This window comes from Enhygromyxa salina (assembly GCF_002994635.1).
Lineage (GTDB): Bacteria > Myxococcota_A > Polyangia > Nannocystales > Nannocystaceae > Plesiocystis > Plesiocystis salina_B.
This window is the reverse complement of the sequence record NZ_PVNL01000092.1, coordinates 42,823-57,268: the sequence shown is the minus strand read 5'-3', so window position 1 is coordinate 57,268 and position 14,446 is coordinate 42,823. Positions and strand designations below refer to the sequence as shown.

13 protein-coding genes are annotated in these 14,446 nt (G+C 68.4%); 7 read left to right on the top strand and 6 right to left on the bottom strand.

The window, feature by feature from the left end:
* Positions 1-22: 22 nt before the first annotated feature.
* The gene (locus ENSA7_RS22685) at positions 23-388 is read right to left on the bottom strand and encodes an MmcQ/YjbR family DNA-binding protein (protein WP_106091420.1); all 366 of its coding nucleotides are present in this window, start codon (positions 386-388) and stop codon (positions 23-25) included.
* A 207-nt stretch (positions 389-595) separates the two neighbouring features.
* Between ENSA7_RS22685 and ENSA7_RS22680 the strand changes: the two genes are divergently transcribed.
* A complete protein-coding gene (locus ENSA7_RS22680; protein WP_106091419.1) occupies positions 596-1,633 on the top strand; it encodes a DsbA family protein in 1,038 nt (345 codons plus the stop codon).
* A 97-nt stretch (positions 1,634-1,730) separates the two neighbouring features.
* Here the strand turns inward: ENSA7_RS22680 and ENSA7_RS22675 are convergent, their stop codons facing one another.
* On the bottom strand, positions 1,731-2,273 hold the full coding sequence (locus tag ENSA7_RS22675) for a DUF4136 domain-containing protein (RefSeq protein WP_106091418.1): 543 nt from the start codon (positions 2,271-2,273) through the stop codon (positions 1,731-1,733).
* 53 nt (positions 2,274-2,326) lie between these two features.
* Entirely contained in the window at positions 2,327-2,818 is a 492-nt protein-coding gene (locus tag ENSA7_RS22670; RefSeq protein ID WP_106091417.1) for a hypothetical protein, read from the bottom strand.
* A 183-nt stretch (positions 2,819-3,001) separates the two neighbouring features.
* On the opposite strand from ENSA7_RS22670, the gene ENSA7_RS22665 reads away from it, so the two are divergent.
* Positions 3,002-3,919 (top strand): ribulose phosphate epimerase, encoded by a 918-nt coding sequence (locus ENSA7_RS22665; RefSeq protein ID WP_146158018.1) that lies wholly within the window; start codon positions 3,002-3,004, stop codon positions 3,917-3,919.
* Positions 3,920-3,953: 34 nt separating this feature from the next.
* Positions 3,954-5,582, top strand: a complete 1,629-nt coding sequence (locus tag ENSA7_RS22660) for a long-chain fatty acid--CoA ligase (protein ID WP_106091415.1) — start codon at positions 3,954-3,956, stop codon at positions 5,580-5,582.
* Here ENSA7_RS22660 and ENSA7_RS22655 read toward each other — a convergent pair.
* Positions 5,554-6,255, bottom strand: a complete 702-nt coding sequence (locus tag ENSA7_RS22655; protein ID WP_181234011.1) for a class I SAM-dependent methyltransferase — start codon at positions 6,253-6,255, stop codon at positions 5,554-5,556. The two genes, ENSA7_RS22660 and ENSA7_RS22655, sit on opposite strands and share 29 nt — an antisense overlap.
* A 53-nt stretch (positions 6,256-6,308) precedes the next feature.
* Between ENSA7_RS22655 and ENSA7_RS22650 the strand changes: the two genes are divergently transcribed.
* From ENSA7_RS22650 to ENSA7_RS22635, 3 genes are all read left to right on the top strand, one after another.
* Positions 6,309-7,643, top strand: a complete 1,335-nt coding sequence (locus ENSA7_RS22650; protein ID WP_146158017.1) for a hypothetical protein — start codon at positions 6,309-6,311, stop codon at positions 7,641-7,643.
* A gap of 134 nt (positions 7,644-7,777) precedes the next feature.
* The gene (locus tag ENSA7_RS22640) at positions 7,778-9,478 is read left to right on the top strand and encodes a protein-arginine deiminase family protein (RefSeq protein WP_181234010.1); all 1,701 of its coding nucleotides are present in this window, start codon (positions 7,778-7,780) and stop codon (positions 9,476-9,478) included.
* Between the two features lie 27 nt (positions 9,479-9,505).
* Positions 9,506-10,360, top strand: a complete 855-nt coding sequence (locus tag ENSA7_RS22635) for a HEAT repeat domain-containing protein (RefSeq protein WP_106091410.1) — start codon at positions 9,506-9,508, stop codon at positions 10,358-10,360.
* On the opposite strand, the gene ENSA7_RS22630 is transcribed toward ENSA7_RS22635, so the two are convergent.
* Positions 10,347-11,675, bottom strand: a complete 1,329-nt coding sequence (locus ENSA7_RS22630) for a hypothetical protein (protein WP_106091409.1) — start codon at positions 11,673-11,675, stop codon at positions 10,347-10,349. The genes ENSA7_RS22635 and ENSA7_RS22630 overlap by 14 nt on opposite strands.
* A 110-nt stretch (positions 11,676-11,785) precedes the next feature.
* A complete protein-coding gene (locus ENSA7_RS22625) occupies positions 11,786-13,462 on the bottom strand; it encodes an acyl-CoA synthetase (RefSeq protein ID WP_106091408.1) in 1,677 nt (558 codons plus the stop codon).
* A gap of 79 nt (positions 13,463-13,541) precedes the next feature.
* Here ENSA7_RS22625 and ENSA7_RS22620 point away from each other — a divergent pair, with 79 nt between their 5' ends.
* On the top strand, positions 13,542-14,384 hold the full coding sequence (locus ENSA7_RS22620) for a sterol desaturase family protein (RefSeq protein ID WP_106091407.1): 843 nt from the start codon (positions 13,542-13,544) through the stop codon (positions 14,382-14,384).
* Positions 14,385-14,446 lie beyond the last annotated feature (62 nt).

The following is a 14,446-nucleotide window of genomic DNA, read 5'->3' as shown; positions in this document are numbered from 1 at the left end:
GCGCCCCACAGACACCGCGCAACTACGAGTCACTATCCAGCTGCGCGAGCGCCCGCTTGGGCGCGACCATGCGATAACCATCGAGCAGCAGCACGCGGACCTCCGCCCAGTCGACCTCACCCTCGAGCCGCATCGCCACCCACCCGCTCGGGCCCATGTACTTCGGACGATAAAAGCGCTCCGGGTCGGCGCTGATCAGCGCCGCTTGGGCCCCCTCGGGCGCCTTGATCCACACCGCGCGGCGGCCCTCGTCATAGCTCCCGGTGTGAAACACGGCGAAGGTCTTCTTCCCACCCCACCAGGTGGGTGCGCCGTGCGAGAGCTTCTCCGAGGTCTCCGGGAGCGCCTCGATGATCGTTCGCAGCTGCTTCAATGGATCCCGCGCCACGCCGCGAGCGTGCCCGAGTTTGCGCCGGTGGGCCACGTCGGGAACGCCGGCCCCGGCCGCGCCGGCTCACTGCGCTCGGTCGAGTCTGGCGCCGCAAACCATGGCTGCGGTGGTCGAAAAAGCGGAGATACCGCGACATCTGGACGCCAACGCCAACGTGGCGCCGGCTCAGTTGACACCCGTTCGGCCCTCGCCCATCGTGCGCCGATGAAAGTCAACGCTTTCTCGATGCTGTTCGCCCTCGTTGGGCTCCCGCTCCTCGCTTGCGATGCGCCCCCGCCCGCCGGGTCGACGAAGGCAGGCGCTCAGGAAGCTGGCGTCGCGGCCGAGGGTGCGCCCGCCGAGGGTGCACCCGCCGAGGGCGCCGGGGCCACCGACTCGTGCGCGACCTTTGCCAAGCAGGTCTGCGATGCAGTGGGCGCCCAGAATCCGACCTGCGCGTCGGTGACCAAGGCGACGACCCTGCTCTCGCCCAAGGCCTGCGCGGCTGGGCTCGCCGACTTCGCCTACACCACGCAGAAGCTGGCCGACGCTGGCAAGGCCTGCGCGGAGCTGACCGATCGGCTGTGCAAGGATCTCGGGGTCGACACGCAGACCTGCAAGATGGTCAAGGACCAGGCGCCGAACATGCCGGCCGAGCAGTGCGACCAGATGACGGGGGAGTACGACAAGGTCCTCGCCGATCTGCAGCGCATGGAGGCCAAGAACAAGCCGCTCCCGGCCGAGGCCATCGCGAAGATCGCCGCGGGCGAGGTCCCGAGCTACGGGCCCGCGGACGCGAAGGTCACGATCGTCGAGTTCTCCGACTTTCAATGCCCGTACTGCAGCGCGGCGGCGACCGCCTTCACCGAGCTCAAGAAGTCGCACGGCGATCGCGTGCGCTTCGTGTTCCGGCAGTTCCCGCTCAGCTTCCACCAGCAGGCTCACCTCGCGGCCCAGGCTTCGCTGGCCGCCCACGCGCAGGGCAAGTTCTGGGAGTTCCACGACAAGCTGTTCGCCAATCAAAAGGCGCTCGGCCGCGAGGACCTCGAGAAGTACGCAGAGGAGATCGGCCTGGACATGAAGGCCTTCAAGGCTGCGCTCGATGACGGCACCTACAAGCAGGCCGTCGACGACGAGCTCGCGCTCGGCCAGGAGGTGTTCGTGGAGGGTACGCCGACCATGTTCATCAACGGCACGCGGGTCGGCAACGCGACCGACGCCGCGGCGGTCGCCGCCGAGCTCGACAAGGCCCTCGGCAGCTGAGGCTCGCGCCTCTCCGGTTGGGCGAGCGTCCGTCACCGACGCTCCTTGACGCCCACTCCTGACGCGCCGCTGGACACCAGTCGGCGCGTCTACGCGTCTACGACTTCGGCGGAAACTCGTTCATCACCACCGACACGGCCGCGTTGATCACCGCGTCTGGATCCTCGCCCGGCTCGAGGTCCTTGGTGGTCCACCCGGACCAGACCTGCACGTTGCTGGCCGGGTCGAACGCGTACAGGCTCAAGGTCCCGCGGGTGACGCTAGCGGCCTCACCCGCGACGAGGTCGAGGCCAGTCACGCCGCCTTGGATCTGGTAGCGGACCTTGGTCCCGACCGTGAACGCGAACACCAGCTGAGCCTCGTCACCGGTCGCCTTCTTCAGCCCCTTGGCCTCGAGCTCGCGCTCGACCGCGGCGCGGATCCGCTTCTCGTTCTCGACATTGCGGATGTTCTCGTTGCCCGTGCCCGACTGGATCAGCACCAGGTCATCGGTGATCCAGCGATAGGTCTGGTACTGCGAGAAGTCGGTGCCTTTGACGTGCTCGGTCTCGGCGGTCAGCTGCTGGGCGCACGCGGCCAGAGGCGCCGTGAGGACCAGCGCGAGCGCGAGCGTGCGGATGCGGGCAGACAGTCGAGGCATGGTTCGGGAGCATAGCCCCGACGCCGTCGACCTGTCACGCCGGCTTGCCAACGCTAGCGAACCGTACCGTCGGCCACGATCTGCACCTGGTCGAGCAGGGATTGCTTGTACTTGCGCGGGAACACGAGCACCTCGCGCTCGCACCGGACCACGACCAACGCCACCTCCATCCACGGCGCCCCCGGGGTGAGGTTGATGCTGCCGATCTCCGACCCCGGCTCGTCCGGCACCACAACCGTGACCACGGCCCCCTTCGAGGGCTCGGTCAGCGACACGGCGTAGTCGACGATGTACGCGTCCCCACCCTCGCCGGGGTAGCTGTGCCAGACGATCTGAAGCCCAACGGGATCGAAGGGTGCATCGTCGACGAAGCAGACCTCGAAGCTGGCCGCGTGCTCGTCGAGCTCGCTCGGCACTGGCGGCGCGCCCTCGGGCAGGTGGCCGCGCAGGTCGACCTCGGCGAGCAGCCCCGCAGGCGTCGCCTCCGTGCTCGAGCAAGCGAGGCCGAGACACGCACAAGCCAACACGAGAGCACGGGTGCGCATTGGCCGACCATAGCAGGTCCCGAGCATATTAAAGTTAGTCTTCGGCTTGAATTTCCGATAGTTTTGTTGTTTTATAAGATTATGTTCCCCTGCTCTGGATGTAAGCGTCACCTGCACGAGGCCGACCGCGTCTGTCCGTTTTGCGCCACCGAGCAGCGCGCCGTCGGCTCGGAGGACGCAGCGATGGCATCCGGGTTGGGGTCCCTGCGCTCGAGCGTGGGTGCGTTCGTGCTGGCGGCCGCGACGATGCTGGGCGCCAACGCCTGCGCCAAGGACAACCGCGCCGACGGTAGCTCCGACGACACCACCAGCGGCAGCTCCGACGACGGCACCACCACGACGACCGACTCCAGCGACACCGACTCGACCAGCTCGACCGCTGGCGACACCTCCGACTCGGCGAGCGACACCTTCGACACGAGCCTCAGCTTCTATGCTGGCGCCGACAACGACCTCGCTTCGGTCTCCGACTGCGATACCTTTCAACAGGACTGCCCGGAGGGCGAGAAGTGTGTCCCGTACGCGAGCAACGGCGGCATGTGGGACGACAACCACTGCGTGCCGGTCACGGGGAACGGCCAAGCTGGCGAGCCATGTGTGTCGGGCGGCATCCTCGAGGGGACCGACGACTGCGGCGTCGACTCGTTTTGTTGGGACGTGATGGAGGACAACACCGGCGTGTGCACGGACTTTTGTCAGGGCACGTCCGACGCTCCGAGCTGCCCGCTCGACACCTCCTGCGTCATCGCCAACGGGGGCTCGATCGCCCTGTGCCTCGAGACCTGCGATCCGCTCATGCAAGCGTGCCCGGACGGGTACGGCTGCTACTGGGCCAACGCGGAGTACAATTGCTTGCTGACCATGCAAGACAACGCGCTCGGTCAGCCCTGCGACACGATGGGCACCTGCAGTCCCGGCTTGATCTGCGTGAGCGGCGAGGCGATCCCCGACTGCGAGAGCGTCGCCTGCTGCGGCGCCTTTTGCAGTCTCAGTGAGCCGGAGTGCGCGCAGCCGGGGACCGAGTGCAGCGAGTTCTTCGAGGAAGGGATGGCGCCGCAGCAATACCAGGACGTCGGCGTCTGCGTCGTCCCGGAACCGTGAGCGCCCGTGGCATCATGTCCGTCCCGGAGCCCACATGCACGCCACGATGATGAACTACCCGCTGACGACCAACCACTTGATCGCGCGCGCGGCCAAGCTGTTTGGTGAGGTCGAGATCGTCAGCCAGGCCCCGGACCGCTCGCTGATCCGCCACACCTACGCCGATCTGCACGCCCGCTCGCGCGCGCTCGCCCACGGCCTGCTCACCGCCGGCCTGCAACCAGGCGACCGCGTCGCAACCTTGATGTGGAACCACCACGCCCACATGGAGGTGTACTTCGGCGTACCCATGGCGGGCGGCGTGTACCACACGCTCAACCTGCGATTGTCCCCGGAAGACCTGGCCCACATCGTGTCCGACGCCGGCGATCGCTACCTGGTGATCGACGACGTGCTGCTGCCGCTGCTCGCCAAGTTTGGCGGCCGGCCCCCGTTCGAGCGGATCTTCGTGGTCCGCTGGACCGACCAGCTGGTCCCCGAGGGTCTGCACGAATACGAGGGCCTGATCGGCGCGGGCGCCCCGGCAGACTGGACGCCGCCGCCAGCCAACGAGAACGATCCGATCGGCATGTGCTACACGTCCGGCACCACCGGTCGGCCCAAGGGCGTCGTCTACAGCCACCGCGCGACGGTCCTGCACAGCTTGGCCTCGGCGCTGCCCGACTCGCTCGATCTGTCGGTGCGCGACAGCTTGTGTCCGGTCGTGCCCATGTTTCACGTCAACGCGTGGGGCTTGCCGTTCACGGCGACCATGGTCGGCGCCAAGCAGGTCCACCCGGGCCCGCATCTTCAACCCGACGCGCTGCTGGATCTGTGGGCCAAGGAGCGCGTCAACGTGAGCGCGGGGGTCCCGACGATCTGGATGGGGATCATGAAGCTCGTCGCGCAGGACCCCGGAAAGTGGCAGCTGCAGCCCAACCTGCGCATGGTCGTGGGCGGCTCCGCTGCGCCCGAGTCCATGATCGCGGCGATGGACGAGCTGGGCATGCAGGTGATCCACGCGTGGGGCATGACCGAGACCACGCCGCTCGGCTCGGTCGCGCGCTTGCAGCCCAAGCACGCACAGCTGCCCGCGGCCGAACAGCTGAAGATCCGGGCCAAGCAAGGGATCGCGCCGCCGTTCGTCGAGATGCGCGTCGTCGACGACCAGGGCCGCGAGGTCGCGTGGGACGGCGAGAAGATCGGCGAGCTGCAGGTCCGCGGACCGTGGGTCGCGGCGGGATACCACGGGGGCGTCGAGGCAGCGGACAAGTGGACCGAAGACGGGTGGTTTCGCACCGGTGACGTGGTGACGATCGACGCCGACGGCTACATGCAGATCACGGATCGCACCAAGGATCTCGTCAAGTCGGGCGGCGAGTGGATAAGCTCCGTCGCGCTGGAGAACGCGCTGATGGGCCACGCCGACGTCGCCGAGGCTGCGGTCGTGGCCGTCCCCCACCCCAAGTGGACCGAGCGACCGATCGCGGTGGTCGTGGCCAAGCCTGGCAAGCAGCTCGACGAGGCCGCGCTCACGGCCTACCTGGCCGAGCGCTTCGAGAAGTGGTGGCTCCCCGACGGCTACGTGGTCCGCGAGGAGATCCCGCGCGGGGCCACGGGCAAGTTCCTCAAGCGTCAGCTGCGTGACGAGCTAGTTAGCTGGTTCGACGACAAGCCAGGGTGAGCAGCATCGGCTCGCCGATGTACTTGCTCGCGCTCGGCGAGCGAGCGGCCGTGTCGGCGTCCATCAGGTGCTCGGCGATCTCGACGATCGTCAGGCCCGCGCCGAGCGTGGCCATGACGTAGTCCGAGATCGTGTGATCGATGCCCTGGATCTGCAGCTTCTCCGCGTTCGCGCCCGGACGAAATCGTGCGTGCAGCCCCCGCCGAAACATCTCCGGGTGAAAGTCGGCGATCACCACGCGACCGCCGGGCCGGCACACCCGCGCGAGCTCGGCGAGCATCAGGTCGAGCCGCGGCAGGTGCTCGAGCACCAGGCAGCACAAGACCAGGTCGAAGCCCTGATCCGGCGTGGGCAGCCCGCCGCTGATGTCGTGCTCGATCAGCGTCAGGGCCTCTGGGTGACGCAGCTTGGCGCGCAGCACATCGAGCATCCCGGTCGAGAAGTCGACGCCGGTCACCTCGGCGCCCTGCTCGACCATGCGCAGCGCGTGGCGTCCCGTTCCGCAGCCGACGTCGAGCACCCGGGCACCCGCGACCTCGCCGATCAAGCGGGTCGAGATCGGCTGCTCGAGGGCGATGACCGCGTTGTCGTATTCGTCGTAATGTGGGGCCCATTGGTCATAGCCCTCGCGCACGGGGACGACTGGCATGAGCGGCGGAACGCGGGGGTCCATGGCTCGCTTGTCTTGGCTGGTGCGGTGGCTGTCAAGCCATGCCACCATGGCGCGTGCGCGCGTCGACTGTCCGGGCTGCCGTCGTGGTCTCGCTCACCACCTGCGCGGCGTCAGGAGCTGGGTGTGGTGGGTCGACCGTGCCCGAGCGCGAGCAAGCGGCGCCGGCCGATCGTGCGGCAGCGGTGTCGGAGAGTCAGGCACTGGACAGCTCCGCCCCCGCGCCCTCCCCGGTCGCCGAGGCCCTGGCACCCAACAGCTTCGAGCCGCTGAGCGACGATCAACTCGCGCGCGCGCACGCAGCTGTGGAGACCCACCTCAACGCCGGCCGCGCCGCAATTGAAGCGATCGATCTCGCGACGGGCATCGGGCAATTACAGGCGGCCGCCGCGATCAGTCCGACCGACGCCACGATCTTGCGCGCCCTCGGTTGGGCTCACTTCGACGCGCATCAGCTCGCAGAGGCCGAGCACGTGCTCGATCGGGCGCTGCACCACGCCCGGGATCCCGACACCCGCGCCGCGGTGCTCTACGAGCTGGGCCGGGTCGCGGAGGCCCGCGCCGACGTGCCGGTCGCCAGCGAGCGCTACACCGACAGCTTGGCGATCCGCCCCGACGAGTCCGTCGCCGCCCGACTGGTCGCGCTGACGGGCGGAACGGAGGTCATCAGCCACACCGCGTGCGGGTGGACCCGCCACGGGCCCGCGCCCGCGCAGCTGTGCCCCGCGTACTTGCGCACGCGCGAGCCCGGGCGAGCCGCTTCGGCCTGCGCGTACGAGACCACGCGCGCGGTCGCTGGCCCGCGCGCGCGTGAGTCCGGCGCCGCCACGGTCGACGACCTCGAGCTCGACGGCGGAGTCGAGATCTCGGTGTTCTCGTATCTCGAGCCTGGCCTCGGCGGGGCCAGGGAGATCTTCGTGCTCAACGCGGTGCTCGACGGCGTCTGGTACAGCGGCGAGCTGACCTGGGTCGATCACCCTGGGGCCAGCTACGCCGACGAAGCGCTGGCCAAGCTGCAGCTGCGGACCGAGCAGCTGGCCCCAGGTGGCCTCCCCGAGCTGGTGATCGAGTGGTCCGTCCAGGGTCGCGCGATCGATCCTGGCGCTGAGGTCGAGCTCAGCTGGTCGGTCGATCGACTCGGCGTCTTGATGTTGCAAAGTGGGAGCCCGCGCTGGCTGATCGGGCTCAATCGGGCCTCGACGGCCAGCATTGCAACGATCGGTGGTGAGGCCGCGGACCTCAGCTCGACTGGGCTCGAGATCGAGTGGCTACCCAAGACCGGTGAGGTCGAGCTGCGTGCAGCGACAAACCAGTCGTCCGCGCCAGCTCGAAGGTACGCGCTGGGGGCCGCGCCGCAGCTGTGTCCCGCGGAGCTCGACGGCTCGTCATGACCACACGGGGTTCCAGACGCGCACCCACATGCGCGCGCGACCACACGAGCGATCCGCGGCGGTCACCCCGTTAATGCTTTGTCGTCCCGCGGTGAATCGCTACCATCCGGGTGATGCGTGTAGCGACCTGGCCCATGACTCTCCCCACTGGCGCGCGATTGAGGCGGGCTTCGCTAGCGAGGTGCGTCGCGGCGCTCTCGCTCGCCGGCGTCATCGTTCCCCTGTCGCTCACCGGCTGCAAAGGCGACGAAAAAGACGACCTGGGCGAGGCGGGCGAGACCGATCCGGGCGACACGGGGACCGAAGAGACCGGCGGCGAGCTCGGCCCCTGGGAGTTCGACGACGTGCTGGGCGCCAGCAATTCGGACGACGACGACATCAGCGGCAAGCGTGACTGGCTCGAGGTCCCCGTCGACACCGACGACGACGTGGTCGACTGGGTCATGCCCGCAGACTCCTTCACCGGCTTCGCCGAGGGGGATCAAGTCGAGCTGGTGCTGGCGGGCGAGCAGCCGGAGTTCGTGCGGTTCTGGCACGGCAACAGCCCGGTGCTCGGCCACGACGTCAGCGAAGTCCGCACCACCTACGTGTTCACGCCCGGCAGCGAGGACGAGCACTTCAGCGTCGAGTTCGACGGCTTCAACCACGGGTACACGCTCACGATCAACCACCTCGACGCCGACGGCGAGATCGTCGCAACCGACGAGGTCGTGGTCCGCTCGGCCCCGCTGATCATGAACCATCACCTGCAGCCGGCCGAGCACCTGTGGGTGGTCGACGTCGGCACCAACAGCGCCATGATCAACAGCTACGCGACGGCGCTGGGCGACAAGTTCTCGCCAGTCGCCGGCAACACCGTCGGCTACGACGTGTGGATCCAGGACGAGATCGAGTTCGCGACCCAGGTCACGCCCACCAACCGGATCAACATCATCATCGACTCGATCCGCGACCGCGGGCTCAACTCGTTCCCCAACCAGATCGTCCAGCCCAACATCTTCAAGCAGACCTGGGGGGTGCCTGGGACCGAGACCAGCTTCGACTCGTTCGGCAACCTAGAGGCCACGCCGCCGATCACGGTCGACGGCATCGAGTATCCGTTTGGCCGGATCTACTTTGGTAAGACCCCGCAGTGGGGCATCAACGACGTGCTCGCGGACTTCCTGCACGCCCAGACCGTGCAGGCGCCGGTCGAGATCGACACCACCTGGCTGTGTGTCGGTCACGTCGACGAGTTCGCCTCGTTCGTGCCCGACCCGAGCTCGGCGAAGGGCTTCAAGGTGCTGCTCGGCGACATCGACGCTGGCTACGCGCTGCTCGAGAGCATGGATCCGAGCACGGCGCTGCCCCGCTACGCGGCGGACCACGGGTTCGCCACGGTCGGGGACATCGTCGATGACGCGAACCTGCGCGCGCTCAACGACGACGTCCGCGACGACTACCTCAACCCGATCTGGAACCAGTTCAAGCAAGAGTTCGCGCTCGACGACAGCGACATCATCAGCGTCCCGAGCATCTTCGAGCCAGTCAACGGCTGCGGCGGGGCCGTGGTCGCGCTGATCCCCGGCATGGCCAACCTGATCGTCGCCAACGTCGAGGGCGAGCCGACCAAGCTGTTCATCCCTGATCCCTTCTTGCGCGCCAACAACGACGATCAGGCCAGTGACCCGCTCGTCTCGTCGTTCGCCGCGTCGATGCCCGACGGGATCGAGTCGATCTTCGTCGACGACTGGAACACCTACCACGTCGCGCTTGGCGAGGTTCACTGCGGCACCAACGTGCTGCGCACGCCGATCGCCAACTGGTGGGAAGTCGCCACCCACCTGCTCGACTAGTCACGACTACCCAAAGAGATCAAGCACATGTCGAAGCACGCTCTCACGTTCAATCTTGTCCTCGTGGCCATCTGCGGCCTCGCGTCGGTGACCGCGCTGACGGCCTGCGACCCCGGCGGTGAGCCGGACTCCGTCGAGCCTCGCGCGTCGTCGATCGATCCCGTCCCGCTGCCCGCCGACGACGCCGTCGGCTCGCCCGCCAACCCGGCGAGCGCCTCGGGCCAGGGCTCACTGCACGACCAGATCATGGCGTTGCAGCCACAAAAAACCCGGGCCGGCTGGCTGCGGATCACCGATCCGGTCATCAACACACCCGAGGCCGCGCCGATCCTGATCGAGCGGCTGCGCAGTGGCGACGACGCCCCCGAGGTTCGGGCTGCCCTCGCCGAGGCGATCGGCCGCACCCGGGGCCAGTACGCCGCCCCGGTCTCGGAGCTGCTCACCACCGAGTCCGACGCCCGCGTCCGCGAGATGTTGGTCGGCACGCTCGGCCGCCAGGCGCCGTCCGCCGACGCCCACCTCGGGCTCGAGGCCGCGCTCCACGACGCCGAGCCAGCGGTCCGCGCCGCGGCAGCCCGCACCCTCGCGGATCGCAAAGATGGTGCCCAGCTCGCCGACAGCCTCGTCGCGCTGCTGCAAGATCGAGACACCAAGGTCTGCGCTGACACGGCGCGCACGCTCGGGGTGCTGCGGGTCGACGCGGCCAAGCACGAGCTCGTCGATCTGCTGGCCAACGCGAACCCCGAGGTCAGGCTGCAGGCGCTCCGCGCGATCGATCGGATCGATCCTGGGTTCGCCGGCTCCCTGGCCCCGCTCGCGACCCTCGCCGAAGACAGCGATCAGCGGGTCAAGCGGCTGGCGACCACGATCAGGCAGCGCTGAGACCCGCGGGGCTCGAGCACAGCACGGCGGCGCAGGGTCGGACCAGCTCGGTCAGCGCCGCGCTCGCAAGCTCGCGGCGCTCGTTGGCCGCGAGGTAGCCATGCGCCGCGACCCTCGACGGATCATGCGGCAGCGAGCTGGTCGCTCCGATCCCGACGTGTCGCTCGGGCCGGGCGAAGACGTTGGCGACGGCCGCCCGCATGCGCGCGTCGCCGCGATCGAGCATCCACGCCAGCGCCTCCCAGGCCAGGACCACATGGCGGCGCTCCTCGGCGATCATCCGCGTGAGTTGCTCGCGCACGGCCGGGACCTGGCAGCGATCCCGCGCGTGGGTCAGCAGCGCCGCAGACACCGTCTCGGCCACGCAGCCCTCGCTGGCGACGCTCACCGCGATCGCCACTGGATCGAGCGCGGGCAGGCTCGCGCGCACGTCGAGCGCGCCTGGCTGGAGAGCTGCGCCCGCGTAGGCGCTGGCCAGCTCGAAGCAGATCAACGCATGGCGCAGCTCGTCGCTCGCCGCCTGACCGCTGGCCGCGAGCAGCCGCGCCGGGGCCCCGAGCGCGGCGAGCTGCAGTGAGAAGCGAGCAAACGAGGCGACCGACGCGTGCTCGGCCTGACCGGCGCGCGACCACAGCTGCGCGAGCGCGGCCCGGTCGGCGGCGTCCAGACCTACCATGCTCGAGATCAGGCTCGAGATCAGGCTCGGGGTCAGGCTCGGGATCAGGCTCGGGATCCGCTGCGCTGCCAGGGCCCATCCACGCCCACGCTCGACCGCCGCGAGCCTGGCCACGCCATCGACCATGAACGGCCGCCCGACCGCGCAGTCCCCCACGACGACGTAGCAACACGCGCCATCATCGAGCGTGAACGGCCCACACACGACCTCGTTACCGACGTCGATGAACCCGCAGCCGTAGGCGTCGAGCAGGCAATCATTGTCGTAGGGGTGGGTCTCGCAGGAGGTGCCGTCCGGCGGGTAGAAGCAAATGGATGCGCTCTGCTGGAACTCGACCATGCACTCGGGCGGCTGGACAAATTTTGGATCACTGATCAGCGTCAGCGGTGGGTCGCAGTCGATCACCCGGCCATCGGGATCATCGGGGAACGGGGCGATGTCCCACTTGCTCCCGTCGTCGCTGGTGTTTGAGGCGTCGCCGCTCGACTCGCTCTCGCTGGTGCTGGGCCCACTCTCGGAGCTCGAGCCATCCGCGTCACTCAAAGTGTCCCCTTCCCCCACGCTCCGGCTCGCGCACCCGAGCGAGCCGGTCGTCACCGACGCGACCCCGAGCACGGCGAAGATCTGTGAGAGCAACACGCCGTGATCCGATCGCTGCCCAAGGTGAACCTGGTTACGAACGGCGCCTGCGAGCGGGCGAGGAGCCTGGCCCGCGCTGAAAATAGATCCACCAGCCATGCCCGATCATATCAGCAGCTGTCCTCGACTTCGCTAGAAAACCCGCGGGCGCGCGCCCGCAGCAGGTACTTCTGGATCTTCCCGGTCGAGGTCTTGGGCAGCTCACCAAACTCGACCCGGCGCGGACACTTGTAGTGAGCCAGCTCGGCCCGACACCAGGTCAGGATCTGCGCCGCGCTCACGTCCTGCCCGGGCCGCAATTCCACGAACGCACACGGGGTCTCGCCCCACTTGGCGTGGGGCATCGCGACCACCGCCGCGGCCGCGACCGCCGGATGCTTGTACAGCGCGTCCTCGACCTCGATCGAGGAGATGTTCTCTCCGCCCGAGATGATGATGTCTTTCGAGCGATCCTTGAGCTGCAGATACCCGTTGGGGTGCATGACCCCGAGATCGCCCGTGTGAAACCACCCGCCCGCGAACGCCCGCTGGGTCGCCGCCGGGTTCTTGAGGTAGCCCTTCATGATCACGTTGCCGCGCATCATGACCTCGCCCATCGACGTCCCGTCGGCTGGGAGCTCGCGCATGGTCTCGGGATCCATGACGGTCATCTGCTCGAGCGCCTGATACCGGACCCCCTGGCGGGCCTTCATCGCCGCTTGCAGCCCCGGCTCGAGCGCGTCCCACTCCGCCCGCCAGTCGTTGACGACCGCCGGCCCGTAGCTCTCGGTGAGACCGTAGAGGTGGGTCACGTTGAAGCCGCCCGCGGCCATGCTCGCGAGCACGGCCTCGGGCGGTGGTGCCCCGGCGGTGAAGAACTCGACCACGCGCTCGAGCGGTCGCTTGGTCTGCTCGGCGGCGCCGATGATCACGGACATCACGATCGGCGCGCCGCACATGTGGGTGACCCCGTGGGCCGCGACCGCGTCCCAGATCGCGTGATCACGAACCTGGCGCAGGCACACGTGGGTGCCCGCCACGATCGCCAGCGACCAGGGAAAACACCAACCGTTGCAGTGGAACATGGGCAGCGTCCACAGATACACCGGGTGCTTGGTCATGCCGGTCGTGACCACGTTGCCGGTCGCCAGCAGGTACGCGCCACGGTGGTGAAACACGACGCCCTTGGGATCGCCGGTCGTGCCCGAGGTGTAGTTGAGCGAGATCGCGTCCCACTCGTCGTCGGGTCGCAGCCACTCGAACTCGGGGTCGCCCTCGGCCAGCAGCGCGTCGAAGTCCAGCTCGCCAAAGCCTGCCTCTTCGGCTTCGTAGTCGACGGTGGGATCGACGTAATCGATGATCAGCGGTCGTGGACCTTGCATCAATTCCAGCGCCTCGCGGAGCACGCCCGCGAGCTCACGCTCGACGATGATCGCCCTGGCCTCGCCGTGGTCGAGCGAGAACGCGATGATCCGCGCGTCGAGGCGGACATTGAGACAGTTGATCACCGCGCCAGCCATCGGAACCCCAAAGTGAGCGATCAGCATCGGCGGCGTGTTGAGCAGCATCGCCGCGACGGTGTGCCCGCGGCCGATCCCACGCCTGGCCAGCGCCGAGCCGAGCCGGCGCGCGTCTGTGTAGAATTCGGCGTAGCTCCAGTCCTGGTCGGCGCGCGGACCCTGGTGAATGATCGCCGGGTGCTCGGGGAACGCCGCGGCCGAGCGCGCCAGAAAATTGAGCGGCGTCAGCGGCTGGTGGTTCGCGTCGGTCTTGTCGAGATCACGATCGTAGATGCTGAGCGGGCTCACGGTGGGCGCTATCCAAGCACATCTGACAGCTCCCCGTCGATCGGCTAAAAACGTTCATGGGACCCGGCCCCCTGCCTTCATGATCGACTACCGCGTGGTGATCACGGCGATGTTCGTCGGCGGTGCGCTGGTCGAGCTCGCGGCCGGGCGATTCTTGTTCCGCGAGCAGACGACGGCCAAGGACCTGGTGCTCGACCTGGGCGCGGGCCTGGGCCTGCCGGTCCTGGTCCTGCCGCTGATCATGACGGCTTCGGCGGCGGCGACCGAAGCGGTCGCGCCGGGCAGCGCCAACGCGCTGGCCGGCTGGCCGGCGTGGGCCATGTTCGCGACCTTGCTGATCGCCGATGACCTCACCCAGTACTGGTGGCATCGGGCCTCGCACACCTGGCCCACGCTCAACTTGCTGCACCGCGCCCACCACTCGGCCGCGTACCTGTCGATCCGGGTCGTGTACCGCAACAACCTGCTCTACTACGCGATGATGCCGGGCCTGTGGCTGTCGGGCGCGCTTTTGTACCTCGGGTTCGCGCCGGTCTACTACGTGTATTACGTCGCGAAGATGGCCGTGATCATCAGCGCGCACTCGAGCGTTGGCTGGGACACCAAGCTCCTGAAGATCCGCTGGCTCGCGCCGCTGATGTGGGTGGTCGCGCGGACCATCTCCACGCCCTGCACCCACGCCGCGCACCATGGCAAGCACGCGGCCGACGGCGTCACCCACTATCACGGCAACTACGGCAATTTCTTGCTGGTGTGGGATGTCCTGTTCGGGACCGCGAAGATCAGCACCGAGCGCCCGCGCGCGTTTGGGCTCGAGCAGGTCGAGCCCGCGACCTGGGTGCAAGAGCTGGTGTGGCCGTTTCGCCGCCGGGCCAGGCCCGGCGCGCTGCCCAGCCCCGCGGACGAGGGCGGCCGCCCGTGAGCTCCGACGCCGGGCGGACCCACAGCAGGCCCGATCGTGCGTATCGTGGTTGGCGCCAGACC

Excerpts from the sequence above, each read along its gene's own strand:
- ENSA7_RS22660 (WP_106091415.1), top strand. The coding sequence starts at position 3,954 with ATGCACGCCACGATGATGAACTACCCGCTGACGACCAACCACTTGATC.
- ENSA7_RS22620 (WP_106091407.1), top strand. The coding sequence starts at position 13,542 with ATGATCGACTACCGCGTGGTGATCACGGCGATGTTCGTCGGCGGTGCG.
- ENSA7_RS22665 (WP_146158018.1), top strand. The coding sequence starts at position 3,002 with ATGGCATCCGGGTTGGGGTCCCTGCGCTCGAGCGTGGGTGCGTTCGTG.
- ENSA7_RS22670 (WP_106091417.1), bottom strand. The coding sequence starts at position 2,818 with ATGCGCACCCGTGCTCTCGTGTTGGCTTGTGCGTGTCTCGGCCTCGCT.
- ENSA7_RS22640 (WP_181234010.1), top strand. The coding sequence starts at position 7,778 with ATGACTCTCCCCACTGGCGCGCGATTGAGGCGGGCTTCGCTAGCGAGG.
- ENSA7_RS22635 (WP_106091410.1), top strand. The coding sequence starts at position 9,506 with ATGTCGAAGCACGCTCTCACGTTCAATCTTGTCCTCGTGGCCATCTGC.
- ENSA7_RS22680 (WP_106091419.1), top strand. The coding sequence starts at position 596 with ATGAAAGTCAACGCTTTCTCGATGCTGTTCGCCCTCGTTGGGCTCCCG.
- ENSA7_RS22675 (WP_106091418.1), bottom strand. The coding sequence starts at position 2,273 with ATGCCTCGACTGTCTGCCCGCATCCGCACGCTCGCGCTCGCGCTGGTC.
- ENSA7_RS22655 (WP_181234011.1), bottom strand. The coding sequence starts at position 6,255 with ATGGACCCCCGCGTTCCGCCGCTCATGCCAGTCGTCCCCGTGCGCGAG.